Source organism: Phenylobacterium sp. (assembly GCF_022402485.1).
In the GTDB taxonomy this organism is placed as follows: Bacteria; Pseudomonadota; Alphaproteobacteria; order Caulobacterales; family Caulobacteraceae; genus Phenylobacterium.
In genome coordinates this window covers 11,829-30,709 of record NZ_JAKRSA010000001.1, presented here as the reverse complement: position 1 = coordinate 30,709, position 18,881 = coordinate 11,829, and the positions used below count along the sequence as shown (strand labels likewise).

Genomic DNA, 18,881 nt, shown 5'->3' with positions numbered 1-18,881 from the left:
TCACGTCAGCTCGACCCGGTAGCTTTCGATCACGGTGTTGGCCAACAGCTTGTCGCACATCGCCTTGACCTCGGCCTCAGCTGCGGCGCGGTCATGGGCGGCGAGATCGAACTCGATGGTCTTGCCGACGCGGACGCCTTCGACGCCGGTCCAGCCCAAACCATGCAGGGCCTGCTCGACAGCCTTGCCCTGGACATCCAGGACGCCGGGCTTGAGGAAGACGTGGACCTTGGCCTTCACTAGTGCAGTCCTCCTTGGATCACGGTCGGCATCTCTTTCATGATGCCCAGGCGGCGGGCCACCTCGGTATAGCTCTCGATCACGTCGCCCAAGTCCCGCCGAAAGCGGTCCTTGTCGAGCTTTTCATTGGTCGTGGAGTCCCAGAGGCGGCAGGAATCCGGGCTGATCTCATCGGCCAGGATCACGCGCCCAAAGTCATTCTCCCAGATGCGTCCGAACTCGATTTTGAAGTCCACCAGGGTGATGCCAACCGCGCCGAACATGCCCGTGAGGTAGTCGTTGACCCGAAGCGTCAGGGCCATGATGTCGTCGATCTCCTGGGTCGAGGCCCAGTTGAACGCCGTGATGTGCTCCTCCGTGACCATCGGGTCGTGGAGCTTATCGTCCTTCAGGAAGAACTCGATGATCGAGCGGGGCAGGGGCTGACCTTCGGGCAGACCCAGTCGGGTCGAAAGCGAGCCAGCGGCTATGTTGCGGCAAACCACTTCCAGCGGAATGATCTCCACTTCCCGGATCAGCTGCTCTCGGAGGTTCAGCCGCTTGATGAAGTGGTTCTGCACCCCGATGGAGTTCAACCGGGTCATCACGAACTCGCTGATGCGGTTGTTGATGACGCCCTTGCCCTCGAGCACAGCCTTTTTGGTCGCGTCAAAGGCGGTGGTGTCGTCCTTGAAGTACTGGATCAGGGTGCCGGGCTCGGGACCCTCGTAGAGGATCTTGGCCTTGCCCTCGTAGATCTTTTTGCGGCGGGTCATCTGCAACGCCTTCTCCCAGAACGAGGGCTTGCCGCCATCGGAAATGAAAAAACGCGCGCAGCGGGCTCCACGCGCGGTTCCGACTCGGCCTCTCGTTCGACATGAGGCGTTATGAAATTAGCGGATGGGCGGCTGGGGCGCAAACCCTGTGAACGCGGCACAGCAAGCCGCGCCGGAGCCCCGATGCGAACGACAGGCAACTCGTCTGTTTCGATTGCGGGGCGCGGCATCGGGAGGTATGCAGCCTGCAATGTGCCGCATATCGGGGACCGTATGACCACCTTTGACGAGCGTGAGAAGGGCTTCGAAAGGAAGTTCGCACTCGATCAGGAACAGGAATTCAAGGCCAGCGCGCGGCGCAACCGCATGCTTGGCGAATGGGCGGCTGGCCTGATGGGCCTGGCCGAGGACCGCGTGGCGACCTACGCCCAGGCGGTGGTTCGCTCCGATCTGGAGCAGCCTGGCGAAGAGGACGTGTTCCGTAAGGTTTTCGAAGACCTGAAGGGCTCCGGCGTTCAGGTCACCGAGGGTGAAGTCCGCATGAAAATGGATGAGTTCCTGGCCCAGGCCCGCGAACAGTACCGCACCGGCCAATAGGCTACGGCGCGCGTCTTTGTGAGGGTCTCAGTGACGGAGACCTCACCTGACCCTTCGGCCAGCATCCGTGGTTGCCCGAAAGGCCCATGGCAGGCGCCAGCGCTATCTCGGGCGAACAAGCTGAGTGGGGCGATGGCGCTGGTCGCGCCAATCGGTTACCCCTGATCCCACTGTTGAAATCACGGATGGTGAAGGGCTTGCGATTTCCGCGGCCCGATCAGCGACCGTACGCCGCAATGGGAGTGCCATGCCCCACGACCACTCCCTGATCTTGACCTTGGTGGGAGGGTTCGTCCTGGCCTTCGTGCTGGGCATGGTGGCCCACCGGCTCAGGCTGTCGCCTCTGGTCGGCTATCTGTTGGCAGGCGTTGCGGTGGGCCCCTTTACGCCGGGCTGGGTCGCCGATGTCTCCCTGGCGGGCCAGCTGGCCGAGATCGGGGTCATTCTGTTGATGTTCGGGGTGGGACTGCACTTCTCCCCGGCGGACCTGCTCAAGGTGCGCCGGATCGCTGTGCCCGGTGCCCTGGTTCAGATCGCAGTGGCGACGGCCCTTGGTTGGGGCACGGGCCGCTTGCTGGGATTCTCCAATGGGGAGGCTGCGCTATTTGGCCTGACCCTCTCGGTGGCTTCGACGGTGGTTCTCCTGCGCGCCATTGAGGAGCGTAAGGCGCTGAAGACCGAAGCCGGACAGACCGCCGTGGGCTGGCTGATCGTTGAGGACCTGGTGATGGTGGTCGCCCTGGTGCTGGTGCCATTAATGGCGTTGAGCCAGGCGGGCGGAACGGCTGGCGGGCTCGTCCTCAGCATTGGCGGGACCCTGCTGCAGATCACCGTTTTCATCGCTTTCATGATGATCGTGGGTGCCCGGGTTCTGCCCTGGCTGCTGGTTCGGATCGCTCACACCAAGTCCCGGGAGCTGTTCACCTTAGGTGTGTTGGCCATCGCCCTGGGGATCGCCTATCTGGCCTATGCCGTGTTCGGGGCCTCCTTTGCTCTGGGGGCCTTTGTCGCCGGGGTGGTGCTGAGCAGTTCACCCTTGGGTCAGAATGCCGCCGAACGGTCCTTGCCGCTGCGCGACGCTTTCGCCGTGCTGTTTTTCGTCTCTGTGGGCATGCTGTTTGACCCCAATGTGCTGGTGGAGCGCCCCCTGGCGGTCCTCGCCGTGGTGATGATCATCGTGGTGGGCAAGTCTGCCGCCGCCCTGGCGATCACCAGCCTGTTCAAGGTGGAGAAGCGATCGAGTCTGATGATCGCCGCCAGTCTGGCGCAGATCGGCGAGTTCTCCTTCATCCTGGCCGGCGTGGGGGTCTCCGTCGGGATCATGGCGCGGGACACCCATGACCTGGTCCTGGCCGGTGCCTTGATCTCGATCCTGGCCAACCCCTTCCTGTTCCGTCTGGCTGACCGCCTGTCACGGCCCAGGCAGGACCCACCGACGGATGCCCCGGCCGCCGCCTTTGCGCCGGCCCAGGGCTGAGGCTATCGCTTCAGGCCTGTTCGCCGAACACCCGGGCGAAGACCGTGTCCACATGCTTGAAGTGGTAGCCGAGGTCGAACAGGGCTTCGAGGTCCTCATCGGCCAGGGTGATCTCTGGATCAGCCTTCAGGAAGTCGAGGAAGTTACCCTCGCCGCGCCAGACCTTCATGGCGTTACGCTGGACGGCCGCATAGCCGCCCTCCCGTGAGGCGCCCATCTGGGTCAGGGCCAGAAGCACCCGCTGAGAGTGGACGAGACCACCCAGGCGGTCGAGGTTCTTGGCCATGTTCTCCGGATAGATCACCAGCCGCTGCATCACGCTGGCCAGCCGGCGCAGGGCGAAGTCCATGTGGATGGTGGCGTCCGGCGCGATGCCGCGCTCCACGGACGAATGGCTGATGTCCCGCTCGTGCCAGAGGGCGACGTTTTCCAGGGCCGGCACGGCGGCCGAGCGGATCAGGCGGGCCAGGCCCGTCAGGTTTTCGGTCAGGATCGGGTTGCGCTTGTGGGGCATGGCGCTGGACCCCTTCTGGCCGGGATCAAACGGCTCCTCAGCCTCCAGGACCTCCGTGCGCTGCAGGTGGCGGATCTCGACAGCCAGCCGCTCGATGGACGAGGCGACCACAGCCAGGGCACAGAAATAGGCAGCATGGCGATCGCGCGGGATCACCTGGGTGGAGACCGGTTCCACCGCCAGCCCCATCTTTTCGGCCACATGGGCTTCGACCTGAGGCGAGACGTTGGCGAAGGTGCCGACGGCCCCAGAGATCGCGCAGGTGGCGATCTCGAACTTGGCCATCGCCAGGCGCTCCTTGGCGCGCTGGAATTCGGCGTAATGGCCGGCGAGCTTGAGGCCAAAGGTGGTCGGCTCGGCGTGAATGGCGTGACTGCGTCCCACGCACGGCGTCATGCGGTGCTCGAAGGCGCGGGCCTTCAGGGCGGCCAGAACCAGATCCACATCCTCGATCAGCAGGTCGGTCGCCCGGCTGAGCTGGACGGCCAGGGCGGTGTCATTGACGTCCGATGAGGTCATGCCCTGGTGCAGGAACCGGGCTTCGGGGCCCACCACCTCGGTGACATGGGTCAGGAAGGCGATGACGTCGTGCTTCACTTCGCGTTCGATGGTGTCGATGCGCTCGGCGTCCCAGATCACATCCCGGCCCTTGGCCCAGATCGTCTCGGCAGCGGACTTCGGGATCACCCCCAGCTCGGCCATGGCGTCGGCGGCATGCGCCTCGATCTCGAACATGATCTTGAACCGCGTCTGGGGAGACCAGATGTCGGCGGCTTCGGCGCGGGCGTAGCGGGGGATCATAGGCGGGCTCCATAGAGCGCGTGGGCAAGGCGCCGGCGGTTTCGCCGGACAATCGCGTTCTAGCTTAAGAGTGGGAGCAAGTTGCAACGGCCAGGCGCTGGCCTGGCCGTTGAAGCATGCTCGGGCCCCGGCTGATGGAGGCCAAGGCGCCTGCCTGTCAAGACGAGGGGGCTATCGAGTCTTTTGCGGGAGACCGAGCCGTGCGTCCCCCCGGTGCCCAATGCGGGCACCGAGGAGCGCTAGATCAACCCACGTGGTCTTGGCGGATGGTCTGGGTGGCGCGCCAGAAGCAGTAGGTCGCCACTAGGCCAACGGCGGCTGAGACCATCAGCGCCCAGCGGACGCCTTCGGCAGAGCCCATGTTCATGCCGATCGCGAAATAATCGCTGAGCAGGCCAACCGCCAGCGGCCCCAGGCCAAGGCCGATCAGGTTGATGGTAAACAACAGGATGGCGGACGCTGTGGCTCGCATGTGCGGCGGCACGATGGACTGAGCCGTGCCATAGACGGGGCCAAACCACAGGCTGCCCAGCAAGGCATTCAGCGTCAGCAAGACAAGCGCCAGGGGCACATTGCCAATGGTCATGGCCCCGATGAAGATGGGGATGGTGACCACCGAGGCAATGGCCGGGGCCACCATCTGGGCGCGCAGGTCACGGGCGGCGAACTTGTCGGCGATGAATCCGCCTAACCACGAGCCCATGGCACCGGCGATCCCCGACACTAGGCCGAGTGCCAGTCCCAGAAAGCCGATGGACTGGAGATTATAGCCCACTGTGGCGCCGACGGTGGAAGCCAGGGACTGAACCTGGTCTGGATAGTTGCGCAGGAAGAAAGAGGCGGTGAACGGGGCGTGGCCATAGCCGATGAAGGCCTTAACCGCGGCGGCAAAAGAGATGTACCAGAAGGTCTTCTGGCCCCGCAGGAAGGCCATGGTTTCGCCAAAGGTCGCCGAATTGGCCTGGATCTTGGCGGTCCGGCGCGCAAGCTCCTTGCGGGGCTCCGGCAGGGTGAAGATCGCCAGGATGGCGAACAGGATGCCGGGAATGCCAGCCACCAGGAACGCGATCCGCCAACCATAGGCGTCAGCAACCAGGCCGCCGAGGATCAGCCCCATCAGGCCACCGATCGGGGTACCCATGGAATAAAAGGCCAAGGCGGTAGAGCGCTGTTCCTTGGGCACATAGTCGCTGATCAGGGAGTGGGCGGGCGGCGTGCAGCCAGCTTCGCCAACACCAACACCGATCCGGAAGAGGATCAGCTGAACGAAATTCTGCGCAAGCCCGCACAGGGCGGTAAACCCGCTCCATACCGCCACCGCAATGCCGATGATCAGGGGGCGATTGCCCCGCTCGGCGATGCGGGCGATCGGGATGCCAAGCACAGTGTAAAAGAGCGCGAAGGCCAGACCACTCATCAGGCCCAGCTGCCAGTCGGCGAGACCCAGGTCCTGCTTGATCGGCTCGGCCAGGATATTGACCACCTGCCGGTCCAGGAAATTGATGGTGTAGATGCCGAGCAGCAGGCTCATGGCATAGGTGCGGACCGGTGCGGTCAGGGGGCGGACGCCCTCCGGCTCGGCCACTGCGGCGTCGGCATTTGTCGCCCCGGGGGCGGTCGTGTCAGTCATTTACGATGTCTCCTGGGCGTCCGACTTCTTATGGTTGATCCACTCTAGACAGGCTCTGTCGGGGTTGGGCAAGAGTGATAACCAGATTTCAGGGAGGTTGGCATGGAGCTCATTATCGGCACGAAGCGCTGGTCGACCTGGTCGCTGCGACCATGGCTTGTGCTGCGGAAGACTGGGGCGAACTTCATCGAGACCGAAGTCGAGCTGCGCCGCGGCGACGCCACCCAGGCCGAGCTTGTGCCCCATTCCCCGTCCGGCCTGGCCCCGGTGCTGAAGGATGGCGACCTAACGGTATGGGATTCCCTGGCCATCTGTGAGTATCTCGCCGAGCGCTTTCCCGACGCCGTCCTATGGCCTGCGGACACAAGTGCCAGGGCTCAGGCCAGATCGGCTGCCGCCCAGATGCATTCCGGTTTCTTGTCCCTGCGCTCGGAATGTCCCATGGCGCTGGATCAGGTCCCTGAGGTCAAGGTGCTGTCTGAGGCGACCCAGGCCGACATTCGCAAGCTGGTGCGGCTCTGGACTGGGATGCTTGAGCGATTCGATGGCCCGTTTCTGGCAGGCCGCTGGTCGATCGCCGACGCCTTCTTCACGCCGGTTGCTACCCGCTTGCGCACCTATGGCCAGGTCCTGACGGACTATGGCGATAGCGGAATCTGTGCAGCCTATGTGGAGAGACTTCTGGACGATCCAGACTTTAAGGCCTGGGAGGCGGCCGCCAAGGGTTAGGCGCCCGCGGCCCGGCGGGGTTAGGGTAGGACCGGAGGCGCTGATGACCCCTAACCTCATGCTGAAGCTGAAAGCTTGGCCCATGCTGGTGGCCATGAGTCTCCTCGGTCTGGCCGCCTGTGAGCCTGCTGCGCAGCCCGGGGCGTTGCCCTCACCGCAAAAGGCCGTCACCACATCCCCTGCCGCCCGGCCCCTGGGCGAGGCCGCCGACTTCAAGCCCGATGCGGTGACCTATCGATGCCTGAACGGTGAGCGGCTGCGGGTTGCCTATCGCGCGCCAGAGGCGGCCTTGATCACCTATCGCGGCGAAACCCAGGTCCTGGCCCTGGCCCGATCAGCCAGTGGCACCCGCTATGTCGGGGAAGACTGGCAGTGGTGGATCAAGGGTGCAAACGAGGGTGTGTTCAGCCGCCTGCCGGCCGGTGCCGCCAGCGCCCCGGGGGAAGGTGTGATCTGCAAGCTCGAAGTGGCAGCGCGCCCGGCCACCGAGATCGGCTCGCCTGGGATTTAGCTGAGCCTGCGCCTCACCCTGGCGTTTGCCGCCTTGAGGTGTTAGGGTAATGTCATATTGCATGGGTTCGGTCGCTCTCCACGCTTGTTCTTCGGATCGAGCCCGAGCCTATTTCGATCCTTGCCAGCAATTCTGAATCTTGAGCGCCGCCGGGCCGGGGGCGCCGCGCCTTTGCATGACCGACCCGGCCCTGAGATTCGCACGGGGCCTCTGGTCCCGCCGAACTTGAGAGGATGCCCATGTCGACCCTTGAACGCGCCTATTTCCTCGCCCGCTCTGGCGAGGTTGCCGATCTCGCCGACCTGAAGCGTCGGCTCAAGGTCGAGGGCTGCCGCGCGGTTGATGCCCTGCTGGCCACCTATTCGGTCCGTCGTCACCTTGCGGCGATCTGTGCGGCGACCTTCCACCCCCCCGCTGTGGCCGAGCCCGCCGCTGAGCCTGTCACGTCCGAAGCCACCCCCTCCGCAGCCGTCAAGACGGCGCAACCTGATGAAAGCTCCACATGAACCAAGACGAACGCACGGGTTTCACTGAACGGCTGAAGACCGCAGCAGAGGCGAAAAAAGCCCTGCTGGCCAAGATGAAGCCCAAGGCGGCCGTGTCGGACCCTCAGTTCGCTGAACGTGCAGCCCTGCGCGAGGCTGAACTGGAGCGTGTCCGCCAAGAGCGTCTCGCCGCCAAGGAAGCCAAGAAGCAAGCCGCCGCCGAAGCCGAAGAGGCCGCCCGCCTGGCTGAGGAAGCCCTGGCCGCTGAGGCCCTCGACGCCAAGCGCGGTGAGCGCAAGGCCCGCAAGGCGCTGACCAAGGCTGAGCAGAAAGAAGCCCGCGACCGGCGCTACGCCGCCCGCAAGGCCCGCCAGTAGTCGGTCATCCTCCAGACGGCCCTGCCAGGGCGCGGCTGGTTCCGCGCCCATTGGGCCCCTAGGGACTTACATCAGCCCCAGGGCCTTGAAGCTCGCCACGCCGTCCCGGCCCACCACCAGGTGGTCATGGACGGTGATGCGCAGGGCCCGCCCGGCTTCGATCACCTGACGGGTCATATCCACATCGGCTGAGGACGGGGTCGGATCGCCCGAGGGATGATTGTGCACCAGGATGATGGCGCTGGCTGACAGCTCCAGGGCCCGGCGCATGACCTCCCGGGGATAGACCGGGGCATGGTCCACCGTGCCGTGGTTCTGCACCTCATCGGCGATCAGCTGGTTCTTTTTGTCCAGGAACAGCACCCGGAACTGCTCGCGGGCCTCATGGGCCAGGGCCACCTTCACATAGGCCAGAAGCTGAGCCCAGGAGGTGATGACCGTGCGCCGCGCCACCTGCTCGCGGCCGATGCGCAAGGCGGTGTGATGCAATAGCTTCAGATCCAGGGCGACGGCCTCGCCCACCCCTTTCACCGTCCGTAGCTCGGCGACACTTGCCCCCAGCACGCCGGCCAGGGACCCGAACCTCGCCAGCAGGGCCTTGGCCAGGGGCTTGACGTCGCCGCGGGGGATGGCGCGGAAGAGATGCATCTCCAGCAGTTCATAGTCGGGCAGCGCCTCGATCCCGCCCTTCAGCGCCCGGTCCCGCAGCCGCTCGCGATGGCCCAGGTGGTGCGGCTTCACGCTGGCCGCCGCCCACAGGTCGGCCTGACGGGAGAGGTCTTCAGAGAGGCCGGGAACAACAGTCATGACATGACTGTTCGTTATTTGTTCTGAATTGGCAAGGCCTCTTGTTTGCGGCTGAGCTAGCCTGCCGCTTACGCGCCTAGGCTGTCTCAATCGGGGGCTGGAAGAGGCCGGCCGGGGAGGCGGTGAAGATTTCTGCGCCGTCTTCGGTGACGCCGATGGAGTGCTCGCACTGGGCCGACAGAGACTTGTCGCGGGTCACCGCCGTCCAGCCGTCGGCCAGGACCTTCACTGAGGGTTTGCCCAGGTTCACCATGGGCTCGATGGTGAAGAACATGCCGGCCTTCAGCACCTCGCCCTGACCGGGCAGGCCAAAGTGCAGGATGTTGGGGGCGTCGTGGAACAGCTTGCCCAGGCCATGGCCGCAGAAATCGCGGACCACAGAGCAGCGCATGGATTCCACATAAGACTGGATGGCGTGGCCGATATCGCCGGTGGTGGCGCCGGGCTTAACCGCCGCGATCCCCCGGGCGATAGACTCGTAGGTCACCTCCACCAGCCGCTTGGAGCGGGCCGAGACAGGGCCAACGCCGTACATGCGGCTGTGGTCGCCGTGCCAGCCGTCGACGATGCAGGTGACATCGATATTGGCGATGTCGCCCTCGCGCAGGGCGCGCTCGCTGGGAATGCCGTGGCAGACCACGTGGTTGACCGAGATGCAGACGGTCTTGGAATAGCCGCGATAGAACAGGCAGGCGGGCAGGGCGCCATGGTCGAGGATGAACTCCCGGGCCATCCTGTCGAGATCATCGGTGACCGCACCCGGGACCACATGGGGGGTCAGCATGTCCAGGCACTCGGCCGCAAGACGGCCAGCCTTGCGCATGCCCTCAAAGCCTTCAGGCCCATGGATGCGGATCTGGCCGTCGCGGAACTCGGTCTCAAGGACGTCGGTGGTGCTCATGGCGTTGCGATACTCCCGGCCCGCCTTTGGCCGCTCAACCCCCTGGGAGGCTGGCAAAGGCGGAACGTCTGAAAGACGTCTATGTCGCAACCCTAGCACAAAACTTCAACGTCAGCCTGACCGGCGCCCGCGGTCGCTCTACCGCGCCCAGGTCATGGCCCGGGCGATGCGGACCTCGCTGGGGGTGATGTCGCAGGCATAGACCAGCACCTCCACGCCGACCTGAGCAGCGGCCTCAAGGCCCCGTGCGAAGGCCGGATCGAGGTCGTGGCAGGCCGAGAAGGTGTCGCAGTCGGTGCGCTGGACCACGAACAGGGCCACGGCGCGGTCACCCTCGGCCACCATGGCTTCCAGTTCCCGCAGGTGCTTGGTGGAGCGGGCCGCCACGCAGTCGGGGAACTCCGCCAGGGTTCCTGTGCGGCGCAGGTGGCAGTTCTTGATCTCCAGCCAGCAGCGGGGGCGGTCGGGCGCTTCCAAGAGGAAGTCGACCCGGCTGGCCACGCCGTAATTCACCTCCCGGCGGTGGCTGGCATAGCCGGTGAGCTCAGGGATGACGTCATGGGCCAGGGCCTCGGCCACCAGGCGGTTGGGGTGCATGGTGTTGATCCCCACCAGGCCGCCATCGACCTCGACGAGCTCAAGCGTATGGGCGAGTTTGCGCTTGGGGTCCGGTGAGCGGGAAACCCAGACCGGCAGGCCCGGCATGTTCAAGCCCAGCATGGCACCGGGGTTGGGGCAGTGGGCGGTGATCTCTGTGCCGTCCTCCAACACAATGTCAGCCAGGAAGCGCTTATAGCGTTGGATGAGCTGGCCGCGTGTGAGCGGTTGCGGGAAATCCATGGAGCGCGCTAGTCCGTAAGGTCTGAAGACGGCAGTGGGTTTAGGCGAGGAACGCGACGATGGACAGGACCGCAGACACATCTGCCGATGCGCTGGCGGGTGGGGCTCTTGATCCCTTCACTGCGGGCCGGGTGACGGCTGCGGTGCTGATCATCGGCGATGAGATCCTCTCAGGCCGCACCCGCGACACCAATCTCGGCGACATTGCCAAATATCTCGGCGCCCACGGGGTGGAACTGGCCGAGGCCCGCACGGTCTCTGATGTGCAGGACGAGATTGTCGCGGCGCTGAATGCCCTGCGCTACCGCTACAACTATGTGATCACCACAGGCGGTATTGGCCCGACCCATGACGACATTACCGCCGACGCCGTGGCCGCCGCCTTTGGAGTCGAGCTTTACGAGCACCCCGACATCCTGGCCATGATGACCGCCCGCTGGGGGGGCGAGATCAATGCCGCGCGCCGGCGCATGGCCCGGGTGCCCGTGGGGGGCGAGCTGGTCAACAATCCGGTTCAGGGGCCGCCCGGCTTTTCCATCGGCAATGTGTTTGTCCTGGCCGGCGTGCCACAGATCATGCGCGGCATGCTGCAGGACGTTGGACCCAAGCTGAAGGGGGGTGCCGTCGTGATCTCGCGCACCCTGCGGGTCGAGGGCTCAGGTGAAGGTGCCATCGCCTCACCCTTGGAGGGTCTGGCCAAGGCCCATCCGGCCCTGTCCCTGGGCAGCTATCCCTTCTACGGCGCCGACGGGTTTGGTTCGAACCTGGTGATCCGCGGCCGCGACCCCGATGAGGTGGAGACCACCTTGAGCGAATTGATCACCGTCCTGGCCGAGGTCGGTATCACCCAGGTGAGCGTCGTGGAGACGCCGGGCTAAAGTCCATTGCGGCAGGCAGGGCGCGGTCAGACACATTCCGACACATGTCTGAAACAGCGCTGCTGGAGGTTCCTCGCGCCGGAGGGGTGCCGGATTTCGGAGCTCCAGGCACCCAGAGACGGGGGAAAGGCGAGGTTCGCCTAGGCTCTCGCTGCTTCACGCTGTAGACCCCGAGGCCATGCTCGACACTCCCTTGGTTAAAGACACCGACCGTGCGGGTCCGTCTGGTCGGCGGCGCGCTGGCGGTCCCCTGCGGATCGCCTTCCTCTCCTATCGCTCAGATCCCCGGGTCGGGGGGCAGGGCGTCTACCTGTCCCAGGCGAGCCGCGCCTTGGCGGCGCGGGGCCATAAGGTCGATGTGCTGTCAGGTCCGCCCTATCCCGACCTGGCACCTGAGGTCGGTCTGGTGAAGATCCCGTCGCTGGACCTCTACGACCAGCCCCACAACGGCCATCTGGCCCTGCGCCTGCGTCACCTGCTGAGCTGGACAGACCTTGCGGAGTATTTCGGCCACCTGTCGGGCAAGTTCATGGAGCCCTACACCTTTGGCCGCCGGGCGGCGCGCTATCTGCGAGCCCATGCTGCCGACTATGACGTGGTCATCGACAATCAGTCCCTCTGCCATGGCCTGTTGGACATCAAGCGGTCGGGCCTGCCCGTGGTCGGCGTGATCCACCATCCGATCCGCCGGGACCTGGAACTGGCCCTGGAGGCCGAACCCGAGCCCAAGATCCGCTGGCTGATCCGCCGTTGGTACAGTTTCCTTTCCATGCAGGAGCATGTGGCCCCGCGTCTGGACCGGGTGATCGTGGTGTCCAAGAGTGCGGGCCGTGACGTGGCGTCCTATCTGAAGATTGCGCCTGAACGGATGACTGCCATTCTCTTGGGCATCGACCAGACGGTGTTCCGGCCCCAGCCCGACCTTCGGCGGCGCGACCGCCGGATCCTCACGACCGCCAGCGCCGATGTCCCGCTGAAAGGCCTGGGCATCCTCATCCAGGCCTATGCCGATCTCCTGGCCACCTATCCTGACCTGGAGCTGGTGGTCATCGGCAAGCTGAAGCCGGACGGCCCCACTGGCAAGCTGATCAAAACCCTAGGGATCGCTGACAAGGTCAGCTTCATCAGCGGCCTGAGCGACGCGGAGATGGCCGAGCAATATGGCCGGGCAACCATCTGCGTGACGCCGTCTCTCTACGAAGGCTTTGGTCTGCCAGCGGCAGAAGCCATGAGCTGCGCCGCTCCAGTGATCGTCACCGACGGAGGCGCCCTGCCCGAAGTGGTGGGCGAGGCTGGGGTCGTGGTTCGCCGGGGTGATCCTGAGGCCCTGGCCATCGCTATCAGCCAGTTGCTGGATGATCCGGCCAAGCGCCTCACCTTGAGCGAGGCCAGCCGCCGGCGTGCCCGGGAGGTGTTCTCCTGGGACCGGGCCGGGGCGGCCTATGAGGCGGTGCTGGAAGACGCGGTGATCGCAGCGTGCTGACCGTGAAGATGGACCGCCTGGGCCTTCGGCCAGGCGATTGGGTGCTGGATCTCGGATGTGGCGAAGGCCGCCACTGCCATGGGATTCACCTGGAGAACGGCGTCAACGTCGTGGGCCTGGACATGGACGAGGCGGCCTTGCGCAAGGCCATGGCCGGGGTGTTCCAACTGCCCCCGCCGGAAGACCCGGGCGCCTGCAGCTTCCTGAAAGGCGATGCCTACCGGCTGCCCTTTGCTGATGGAACCTTCGACGCGGTGATCTGCTCGGAGGTGCTGGAGCATCTGGACAACTATCCGGCGGCCCTCTCGGAAATCCGCCGGGTTCTGAAGCCCGGCGGCCTGTTTGCGCCCACCGTACCCAGGGCCTGGCCGGAAGTGATCTGCTGGAAACTGGCGCCTGGGACCGGCGGCTATGCTGACCAGCCCGGCGGGCATGTGCGCATCTTCCAGCAAGACAGCCTGCGCCGGGAGATCGAGCACCTGGGATACCGGTTCTTGAGCCTGCATTACGCTCATGGTCTGCACAGCCCCTATTGGTGGCTCAAATGCGCCTTTTGGAACCGACAGGACGATCATCCGCTCATCAAGGCCTACCACCGCTTCCTGGTGTGGGACCTGATGGAGAAGCCGGCCTTGACCAGGGGACTTGAGGCGATTGCTGCGCCGCTCATGGGCAAGAGCGTGGCCTTCTATTTCCGCAAGGCCGCCAGCGCACCGGCGGGATCGTCATGAGCCCCACGAGTGCAACCCGCAGGGCCCCGCCGCGCCGCCGCGACCCCCTCACGGGGGCTGTGCTGTGCATTCTGGAGGCCCAGCAGGCCGATGGGGCGATCCCGTGGTTTGACGCAGGCCCCTGGGATCCCTGGAACCACGGGGAATGCGTCATGGCGCTTGCCGTAGCCGGGGAGTGGGACGCTGCCCGCCGAGGTCTGGACCTGTTGGTCGCCCGCCAGGGTGACGACGGCGGCTGGCTGGGGGAATACGGCAATATGCTGCCCATGGCCGACCGGCTGCATATGGCCAGGTTGCGTCCGCCCGCCTTCCGCGACAGCAACTTTGCCGCCTATTGCGCCGTGGTGGTCTGGCACAGCTATGTGCTCACCGGCGATGTGGCCCATGTGCGGCCCTACTGGCCCATGGTGCGTGACGCCACAAACTTCGTCCTCGCCCTGCAGCATGAAGCCGGTGACATCTCCTGGTCGGCCGAAGCCCATGGGACCAGCGCCGACGATGCGGTGCGCGCCGGCTGCGCCTCAATCTATAAGAGCCTGGAATGCGCCTTGGCCCTGGCCGAGCTGATGGGTGAACCCCAACCCCGTTGGCGTAAGGCCCGCTGCCGGCTTGGCCAGGCCCTGCGCGAGCGCCCGGAGCGCTTTGACCGCACCGCCGATCGCTCAGGCTTTGCCATGGACTGGTACTATCCGATGCTGGGCGGCGCGCTCGGCGGCCCTGCGGCCCTGGCGCGCCTTGACGCGGGCTGGTCACGGTTCGTGGAGCCTGGTGTCGGTTGTCGCTGCGTGGCCGACCAGCCCTGGGCGACGGTGGCGGAGACCTGCGAGCTTGTGATGACCCTGGTGGCCCTGGGCCGGCCAGGCCAGGCGGCCGAGCTGCTCACCTGGCAGGATGCGCACCGGGGCGACGACGGGGTCTACTGGATGGGGTGGCAGTTCGCCGAGGCCATCATCTGGCCCGAAGAACGCCCCACCTGGACCCAGGCCGCCGCCATCCTCGCACACGACGCGGTCTATGATCTGACGCCGGCCTCTCGGGTGCTGGTGAGCCACGGCTGAGGTGTCTGACCCGCATTCCAGGCCCGATGCCTTGTGTGGCCGCCTATCAGAGACGCCTTAAGACCCGCAGGCTCTCAACCGCCTCCACCTCGACAAACAGGTCGGACGCCAGGGCGCGCTGATAGATCTCGAAGGGCGGGCGGCCGCCGTCGGCGGGGTCGGGGAAGACATCGTGGATGGCCAAGAGTCCCCCCCTCACCAGATGGGGTGTCCAGCCGCGATAGTCGGCCAGTGCGGCCTCCAGGGTGTGGCCGCCATCGATGAACAGAAAGCCCAGCTTGCCGCCCCAGTGGGCCGCCACCGCGCCAGAGCGACCCACAATGGGGATCACGGTCTCCTCAAGCCCTGCCGTCCGCAGGTTGCGGCGCAGGTGGGGCAGGGTGTCCATGGCGCCAGCGGCACCGTCCCAGAGCTCAGCATCGTGATACGCCCAGCCAGGCTGGTTTTCCTCTGATCCACGGTGATGGTCGACTGTGAACAGAACAGCGCCCAGGCTCTTTAGGGTCGCGCCAATATAGATCGCCGACTTGCCGCAATAGGCGCCGATTTCTAGGCAGCCCCCCAGCTTTGCCCCCGCTAGGGCGGCGGCCTGCAGGGCAGCACCCTCCCGTGGATCGAGAAATCCTTTGATTTCGTCGATGTTTACAGGCAGTGGCGTGAGGAGCGGGGTCATGATTAAGCTTTCAAAACAACGCATAAGTCGCAGGCTTCGCTCATAGACGGCTTTGCTTCAGGATGCGACGAAGTGGTCGGCTGTTTATCTGGGCCCGGAACAGTTTCCTTGGGGGAGGGAGCCTGACAAGACGATGAAGCCGTTGTTCTACGACAATCCGGTGACCATCAGCCTGCAGCGTCATGGGGCGCTTCAGCTTCGGGCACCGCTGGATTTCGACTTTGCCCGGGGCGCCAATGCGGTGCCCTTGACCCTGGCGGAGATTCCGCTCGCCGCCCAATGGTACCCCATTGGCTTTTCAGCGGGCGATGGCGCGCGGCCTGTGGCGATCCTGGGCCTGCGTGAAGGCGAGAACCTGTTTGTCGACGAGCAGGGGGCCTGGCGCGAAGGTGCCTATGTGCCGATCTATGTCCGTCGCTATCCCTTTATCCTGCGCCAGGAAGAAGAGGACCTTGTGGCCCTGTGCATCAATGAGGGGGCTGATGTGCTGATCCCGGCCGGCGGCGCGCCGCTGTTTGTCCGCGATCAGCCGACCGACCTCCTGGAGCAGGCCATGCAGTTCTGTCGCTCGGCTCAGGCGGCCGAGCTTGCCACTAAGCCCTTCGTGGCGGCCTTGCGCGATCTTGATCTACTGGATGGCCGCACCGCGGTGATCGACCTACCGGGGGGGCAGAAGGAAACCCTCTCAGGCTTTCTCACGATCGACGAGGCGCGACTTCGGGCGCTCAGCGATGAACACTTTCTCGAGCTTCGCCGCCGGGGCTGGCTCAGCGCGATATTCAGCCAGATCCAGTCCACACTGAACTGGAACCGACTGGCTGACCGGCTGATCACGTCGGCCGCCGCCTGACGGGGCGGCGGGCGGGCTCTTGAAGAGGCGCTGGTCTCGCACAGCCCTTAGGATATCGCCCATCGCCGGTCCGATCATGAACCAGGGTTCCACGCAGTAACGGTGCCACAGGCGCACGGGGTCATGGACTAGGCGATAGAGCCACTCGAACCCTGCGCGTCCGACCCAACGTGGCGCGGCTTTCTGCACGCCGGCCTCATAGTCGAAGGCTGCGCCCACTGAGAACACCGCGCAGGGGGGGAGGGCTGCCTTGTTCTGCATGATCCAGCGCTCCTGGCGCGGCATACCCATGCCGACAAACAGGATGTCTGGGGCGAACGCTGCGATCTCTGCCAGAACCTCAGCGTTCTCAGGGCCGCCAGCTGTCACGTCAAAATAGCCGTGCCGCACACCGATGTGGGTATTGGGATAGGCGAGGTTCAGGGCCTCTGCCGCCTCTGCGGCCACACCGGGGGCACCCCCCAGATAATAGATCCGCCAGCCCTTGCGATCGGCGACGCTCCAGAAATGGTCGCGCCAGTCCAGATAGGTGCAGCGGTGGAAGGGGCGGCTTTGCAGGCCCAGCGTTCGGGTAAACGCAATGACCGGTGTCGAGTCGACCTCGATCAGATCGGCGTCGTCGAAGAAGGCGGCGAGATCGGGCTCCCGGCGCAGTAGGTAGAGGCTATGGAGATTGTGGTTGGCCACCACATAGGGGGCACCGGCGTCGACGGCGGCCTCCACGTGATGCATGACCTCTTCGGGCCGGACGAGATCGACCTTGGCCCCGAGCACCTCGATCCGCTCCAGCGCGCGGCGCGCCTTGCGAAAGGGTCTGCGTTCTTCGCGTCGCCGTTCCAACATCCACCTGACCTTTGGGGCCTTGGCCCGTGGCCTGACCCTCGCGTTTCTGGGGTCCAGTATAGGGTCGGGGTGTTAAGCGGCCCTTTCCTTGGCAGATGTTCGCGCCCCAGGCCTCGCCACCTTGTCTGGCCTGTGGCAGGAAGGCCCCACCATGTGCGGACGTGGCGAAACGGTAGACGCAGCAGACTTTGACCATTGGAGTGCCCGCGGGGAAATCCGCGACGTAGAACCGCTCAAACTCGGGGAAGGCTAAGGGGGAGACCCGATGCTAATCCCGAGCCAAGCCCCCGGAGCCACGTGGCCCTCGGGGGAAGGTGTAGAGACTAGACGGGCGGCGCCTAAGGTCCCTTGCGGGCTAGGGCGAAGGGATAGTCCAGACCACGAACGCTCAAAGGCTTTTGGGCGGCGGCGAAAGCCGAAGTGGTATGAAAATCTGCTTTCCGAAAGGGAGTGCGGGTTCGAGCCCCGCCGTCCGCACCACCTTCACCGCCGGGGCGTTTCATGCGAACCCTGGCCGAGGTCCGGCGACATGGGGTCGACCGGGTATTTGCGTGAGTCTCCGACCCGGCCATGAGCCCCCCTGTGATCGTCACCGGCGCGGCCGGCTTTATCGGCATGCATGTGGCCGAGCGTCTGCTTCAGCGGGGGGAGCGCGTCATCGGGGTCGATGATTTCAACCCCTATTATGATCTGGCCTTGAAGGCGGCCCGCGCCGCGCGGCTGGAGGCCTACCCTGACTTTCGCATGGTGGAGCTGGATATCGCCGAGGCCGAGGCCTTTGCTGAGCTGGTGCGCGAGAGTGGCGCGGTGCGGGTGGTGCATCTGGCCGCCCAGGCCGGGGTCCGCTACTCGATCGAGAACCCGTTTGCCTATGAGCGTTCCAATCTGGCGGGGCATCTGTCGGTGATGGAGTCCTGCCGCCACCAGCCGGGGTTTGAGCATCTGGTCTATGCGTCCTCCAGCTCGGTCTATGGCGACCGGCCAGGGGACGGGGCGGGGTTTTCTGAAGACGATGCGGCGGCCGAGCCCGTCTCGCTCTATGCCGCCACCAAACGCGCCTGTGAGCTCATGAGCTTTGCCTATGCCAGGCTCTACGGCATTCCGCAGACCGGCCTGCGGTTCTTCACCGTCTATGGCCCCTGGGGCCGGCCCGACATGGCCTATTTCAGCTTCACTCAGAAGATCCTGGCGGGCGAGCCCATCGAGGTGTTTGGCCAGGGTCAGATGGCCCGGGACTTCACCTATATCGACGACATCGTCGACGGGGTGATCGGTGCCCTGGATCATCCGCCGCAGCGGGGTGCCAACCGGATCCTCAATATCGGCGACAGCGCCCCGGTGGGGCTGATGGAGATGATCGGCGTTCTGGAAACAGCCCTCGGCGTTGAGGCCCGCAAGGTGTTTCGTCCCATGCAGCCGGGGGATGTCACCCAGACCTATGCCGATATCACCAAGCTGCACGCGCTCACCGGCTATCAGCCGAAGGTCAGCCTCGCCCAGGGCCTGCCCCGGTTCGTGGCCTGGTATCGCCAGTTTTACGGCTGAAGGCCCCTTGAAGGGGCCAATCGAGCCCCCTGGCGTTATGTGACCGCAACAAAATTCGCCGATAAGAGGGCCTGGCGCAGATTTGGCCGCTTTTGGCTTGGCCGGCCTGGGAATTGCACGCTAACCGGGAGCGTGTCGGACCACCCAAGGTGACAA

Annotated in this window: 20 protein-coding genes and 1 pseudogene; 12 read left to right on the top strand and 9 right to left on the bottom strand. The window is 65.1% G+C overall.

Annotated elements, in window-relative coordinates; all coding sequences use genetic code 11:
- Window positions 1–240, bottom strand: a complete 240-nt coding sequence (gene purS, locus MH112_RS00155) for a phosphoribosylformylglycinamidine synthase subunit PurS (RefSeq protein WP_296562494.1) — start codon at window positions 238–240, stop codon at window positions 1–3.
- On the bottom strand, window positions 240–995 hold the full coding sequence (gene purC, locus MH112_RS00150; protein ID WP_296562492.1) for a phosphoribosylaminoimidazolesuccinocarboxamide synthase: 756 nt from the start codon (window positions 993–995) through the stop codon (window positions 240–242). Before purC ends, purS begins: the two co-directional genes overlap by 1 nt.
- 273 nt (window positions 996–1,268) lie before the next feature.
- Here purC and MH112_RS00145 point away from each other — a divergent pair, with 273 nt between their 5' ends.
- On the top strand, window positions 1,269–1,592 hold the full coding sequence (locus tag MH112_RS00145; RefSeq protein ID WP_296562490.1) for a DUF1476 domain-containing protein: 324 nt from the start codon (window positions 1,269–1,271) through the stop codon (window positions 1,590–1,592).
- A gap of 247 nt (window positions 1,593–1,839) precedes the next feature.
- Window positions 1,840–3,069 (top strand): cation:proton antiporter, encoded by a 1,230-nt coding sequence (locus MH112_RS00140; RefSeq protein ID WP_296562489.1) that lies wholly within the window; start codon window positions 1,840–1,842, stop codon window positions 3,067–3,069.
- Between the two features lie 10 nt (window positions 3,070–3,079).
- On the opposite strand, the gene purB is transcribed toward MH112_RS00140, so the two are convergent.
- On the bottom strand, window positions 3,080–4,384 hold the full coding sequence (purB, locus tag MH112_RS00135; RefSeq protein ID WP_296562487.1) for an adenylosuccinate lyase: 1,305 nt from the start codon (window positions 4,382–4,384) through the stop codon (window positions 3,080–3,082).
- Between the two features lie 244 nt (window positions 4,385–4,628).
- On the bottom strand, window positions 4,629–6,014 hold the full coding sequence (locus tag MH112_RS00130; protein WP_296562486.1) for an MFS transporter: 1,386 nt from the start codon (window positions 6,012–6,014) through the stop codon (window positions 4,629–4,631).
- A 102-nt stretch (window positions 6,015–6,116) separates the two neighbouring features.
- Here MH112_RS00130 and MH112_RS00125 point away from each other — a divergent pair, with 102 nt between their 5' ends.
- From MH112_RS00125 to MH112_RS00110, 4 genes are all read left to right on the top strand, one after another.
- Window positions 6,117–6,743, top strand: coding sequence for a glutathione S-transferase family protein (locus tag MH112_RS00125; RefSeq protein ID WP_296562484.1), 627 nt, complete (start codon window positions 6,117–6,119; stop codon window positions 6,741–6,743).
- 43 nt (window positions 6,744–6,786) lie between these two features.
- A complete protein-coding gene (locus MH112_RS00120) occupies window positions 6,787–7,254 on the top strand; it encodes an MliC family protein (protein ID WP_296562482.1) in 468 nt (155 codons plus the stop codon).
- 239 nt (window positions 7,255–7,493) lie between these two features.
- A complete protein-coding gene (locus tag MH112_RS00115; RefSeq protein WP_296562481.1) occupies window positions 7,494–7,760 on the top strand; it encodes a hypothetical protein in 267 nt (88 codons plus the stop codon).
- Window positions 7,757–8,116 (top strand): DUF6481 family protein, encoded by a 360-nt coding sequence (locus tag MH112_RS00110; protein ID WP_296562479.1) that lies wholly within the window; start codon window positions 7,757–7,759, stop codon window positions 8,114–8,116. Before MH112_RS00115 ends, MH112_RS00110 begins: the two co-directional genes overlap by 4 nt.
- A gap of 66 nt (window positions 8,117–8,182) precedes the next feature.
- Here MH112_RS00110 and radC read toward each other — a convergent pair whose 3' ends face one another.
- The 3 genes from radC to sfsA form a co-directional block, all read right to left on the bottom strand.
- On the bottom strand, window positions 8,183–8,923 hold the full coding sequence (gene radC, locus MH112_RS00105; protein ID WP_296562477.1) for a DNA repair protein RadC: 741 nt from the start codon (window positions 8,921–8,923) through the stop codon (window positions 8,183–8,185).
- 76 nt (window positions 8,924–8,999) lie between these two features.
- Window positions 9,000–9,824 carry a type I methionyl aminopeptidase gene (gene map / locus MH112_RS00100; protein ID WP_296562476.1) on the bottom strand — a complete coding sequence of 275 codons (825 nt, stop codon included), beginning with the start codon at window positions 9,822–9,824 and terminating at the stop codon, window positions 9,000–9,002.
- 138 nt (window positions 9,825–9,962) lie between these two features.
- A complete protein-coding gene (sfsA, locus tag MH112_RS00095) occupies window positions 9,963–10,664 on the bottom strand; it encodes a DNA/RNA nuclease SfsA (protein WP_296562474.1) in 702 nt (233 codons plus the stop codon).
- 59 nt (window positions 10,665–10,723) lie between these two features.
- Between sfsA and MH112_RS00090 the strand changes: the two genes are divergently transcribed.
- The 4 genes from MH112_RS00090 to MH112_RS00075 all read left to right on the top strand — a co-directional run bounded on the left by MH112_RS00090 (window position 10,724) and on the right by MH112_RS00075 (window position 14,814).
- On the top strand, window positions 10,724–11,542 hold the full coding sequence (locus tag MH112_RS00090) for a molybdopterin-binding protein (protein WP_296562473.1): 819 nt from the start codon (window positions 10,724–10,726) through the stop codon (window positions 11,540–11,542).
- A gap of 178 nt (window positions 11,543–11,720) precedes the next feature.
- Entirely contained in the window at window positions 11,721–13,025 is a 1,305-nt protein-coding gene (locus MH112_RS00085) for a glycosyltransferase family 4 protein (RefSeq protein WP_296562471.1), read from the top strand.
- Window positions 13,019–13,756 carry a class I SAM-dependent methyltransferase gene (locus MH112_RS00080; protein WP_296562469.1) on the top strand — a complete coding sequence of 246 codons (738 nt, stop codon included), beginning with the start codon at window positions 13,019–13,021 and terminating at the stop codon, window positions 13,754–13,756. The genes MH112_RS00085 and MH112_RS00080 overlap by 7 nt, the downstream gene beginning before the upstream one ends.
- Window positions 13,753–14,814 carry a hypothetical protein gene (locus tag MH112_RS00075; protein WP_296562467.1) on the top strand — a complete coding sequence of 354 codons (1,062 nt, stop codon included), beginning with the start codon at window positions 13,753–13,755 and terminating at the stop codon, window positions 14,812–14,814. Before MH112_RS00080 ends, MH112_RS00075 begins: the two co-directional genes overlap by 4 nt.
- Window positions 14,815–14,860: 46 nt before the next feature.
- Here MH112_RS00075 and MH112_RS00070 read toward each other — a convergent pair whose 3' ends face one another.
- The gene (locus MH112_RS00070; protein ID WP_296562465.1) at window positions 14,861–15,487 is read right to left on the bottom strand and encodes a class I SAM-dependent methyltransferase; all 627 of its coding nucleotides are present in this window, start codon (window positions 15,485–15,487) and stop codon (window positions 14,861–14,863) included.
- A 133-nt stretch (window positions 15,488–15,620) separates the two neighbouring features.
- On the opposite strand from MH112_RS00070, the pseudogene MH112_RS00065 reads away from it, so the two are divergent.
- Window positions 15,621–16,244 (top strand): annotated as a pseudogene (locus tag MH112_RS00065) (SapC family protein); the annotation flags it as partial.
- Here MH112_RS00065 and MH112_RS00060 read toward each other — a convergent pair.
- Entirely contained in the window at window positions 16,173–17,180 is a 1,008-nt protein-coding gene (locus MH112_RS00060; RefSeq protein WP_296562463.1) for a WecB/TagA/CpsF family glycosyltransferase, read from the bottom strand. The pseudogene MH112_RS00065 and the gene MH112_RS00060 overlap by 72 nt on opposite strands.
- 570 nt (window positions 17,181–17,750) lie before the next feature.
- Between MH112_RS00060 and MH112_RS00055 the strand changes: the two genes are divergently transcribed.
- A complete protein-coding gene (locus MH112_RS00055; RefSeq protein WP_296562461.1) occupies window positions 17,751–18,725 on the top strand; it encodes an NAD-dependent epimerase/dehydratase family protein in 975 nt (324 codons plus the stop codon).
- The last annotated feature ends 156 nt before the right edge of the window (window positions 18,726–18,881 follow it).

Coding starts and splice junctions, on each gene's coding strand:
- purC (WP_296562492.1), bottom strand. CDS start 995: ATGACCCGCCGCAAAAAGATCTACGAGGGCAAGGCCAAGATCCTCTAC.
- MH112_RS00145 (WP_296562490.1), top strand. CDS start 1,269: ATGACCACCTTTGACGAGCGTGAGAAGGGCTTCGAAAGGAAGTTCGCA.
- MH112_RS00140 (WP_296562489.1), top strand. CDS start 1,840: ATGCCCCACGACCACTCCCTGATCTTGACCTTGGTGGGAGGGTTCGTC.
- purB (WP_296562487.1), bottom strand. CDS start 4,384: ATGATCCCCCGCTACGCCCGCGCCGAAGCCGCCGACATCTGGTCTCCC.
- MH112_RS00130 (WP_296562486.1), bottom strand. CDS start 6,014: ATGACTGACACGACCGCCCCCGGGGCGACAAATGCCGACGCCGCAGTG.
- MH112_RS00125 (WP_296562484.1), top strand. CDS start 6,117: ATGGAGCTCATTATCGGCACGAAGCGCTGGTCGACCTGGTCGCTGCGA.
- MH112_RS00120 (WP_296562482.1), top strand. CDS start 6,787: ATGACCCCTAACCTCATGCTGAAGCTGAAAGCTTGGCCCATGCTGGTG.
- MH112_RS00115 (WP_296562481.1), top strand. CDS start 7,494: ATGTCGACCCTTGAACGCGCCTATTTCCTCGCCCGCTCTGGCGAGGTT.
- MH112_RS00110 (WP_296562479.1), top strand. CDS start 7,757: ATGAACCAAGACGAACGCACGGGTTTCACTGAACGGCTGAAGACCGCA.
- radC (WP_296562477.1), bottom strand. CDS start 8,923: ATGACTGTTGTTCCCGGCCTCTCTGAAGACCTCTCCCGTCAGGCCGAC.
- map (WP_296562476.1), bottom strand. CDS start 9,824: ATGAGCACCACCGACGTCCTTGAGACCGAGTTCCGCGACGGCCAGATC.
- sfsA (WP_296562474.1), bottom strand. CDS start 10,664: ATGGATTTCCCGCAACCGCTCACACGCGGCCAGCTCATCCAACGCTAT.
- MH112_RS00090 (WP_296562473.1), top strand. CDS start 10,724: ATGGACAGGACCGCAGACACATCTGCCGATGCGCTGGCGGGTGGGGCT.
- MH112_RS00085 (WP_296562471.1), top strand. CDS start 11,721: ATGCTCGACACTCCCTTGGTTAAAGACACCGACCGTGCGGGTCCGTCT.
- MH112_RS00075 (WP_296562467.1), top strand. CDS start 13,753: ATGAGCCCCACGAGTGCAACCCGCAGGGCCCCGCCGCGCCGCCGCGAC.
- MH112_RS00070 (WP_296562465.1), bottom strand. CDS start 15,487: ATGACCCCGCTCCTCACGCCACTGCCTGTAAACATCGACGAAATCAAA.
- MH112_RS00060 (WP_296562463.1), bottom strand. CDS start 17,180: ATGTTGGAACGGCGACGCGAAGAACGCAGACCCTTTCGCAAGGCGCGC.
- MH112_RS00055 (WP_296562461.1), top strand. CDS start 17,751: ATGAGCCCCCCTGTGATCGTCACCGGCGCGGCCGGCTTTATCGGCATG.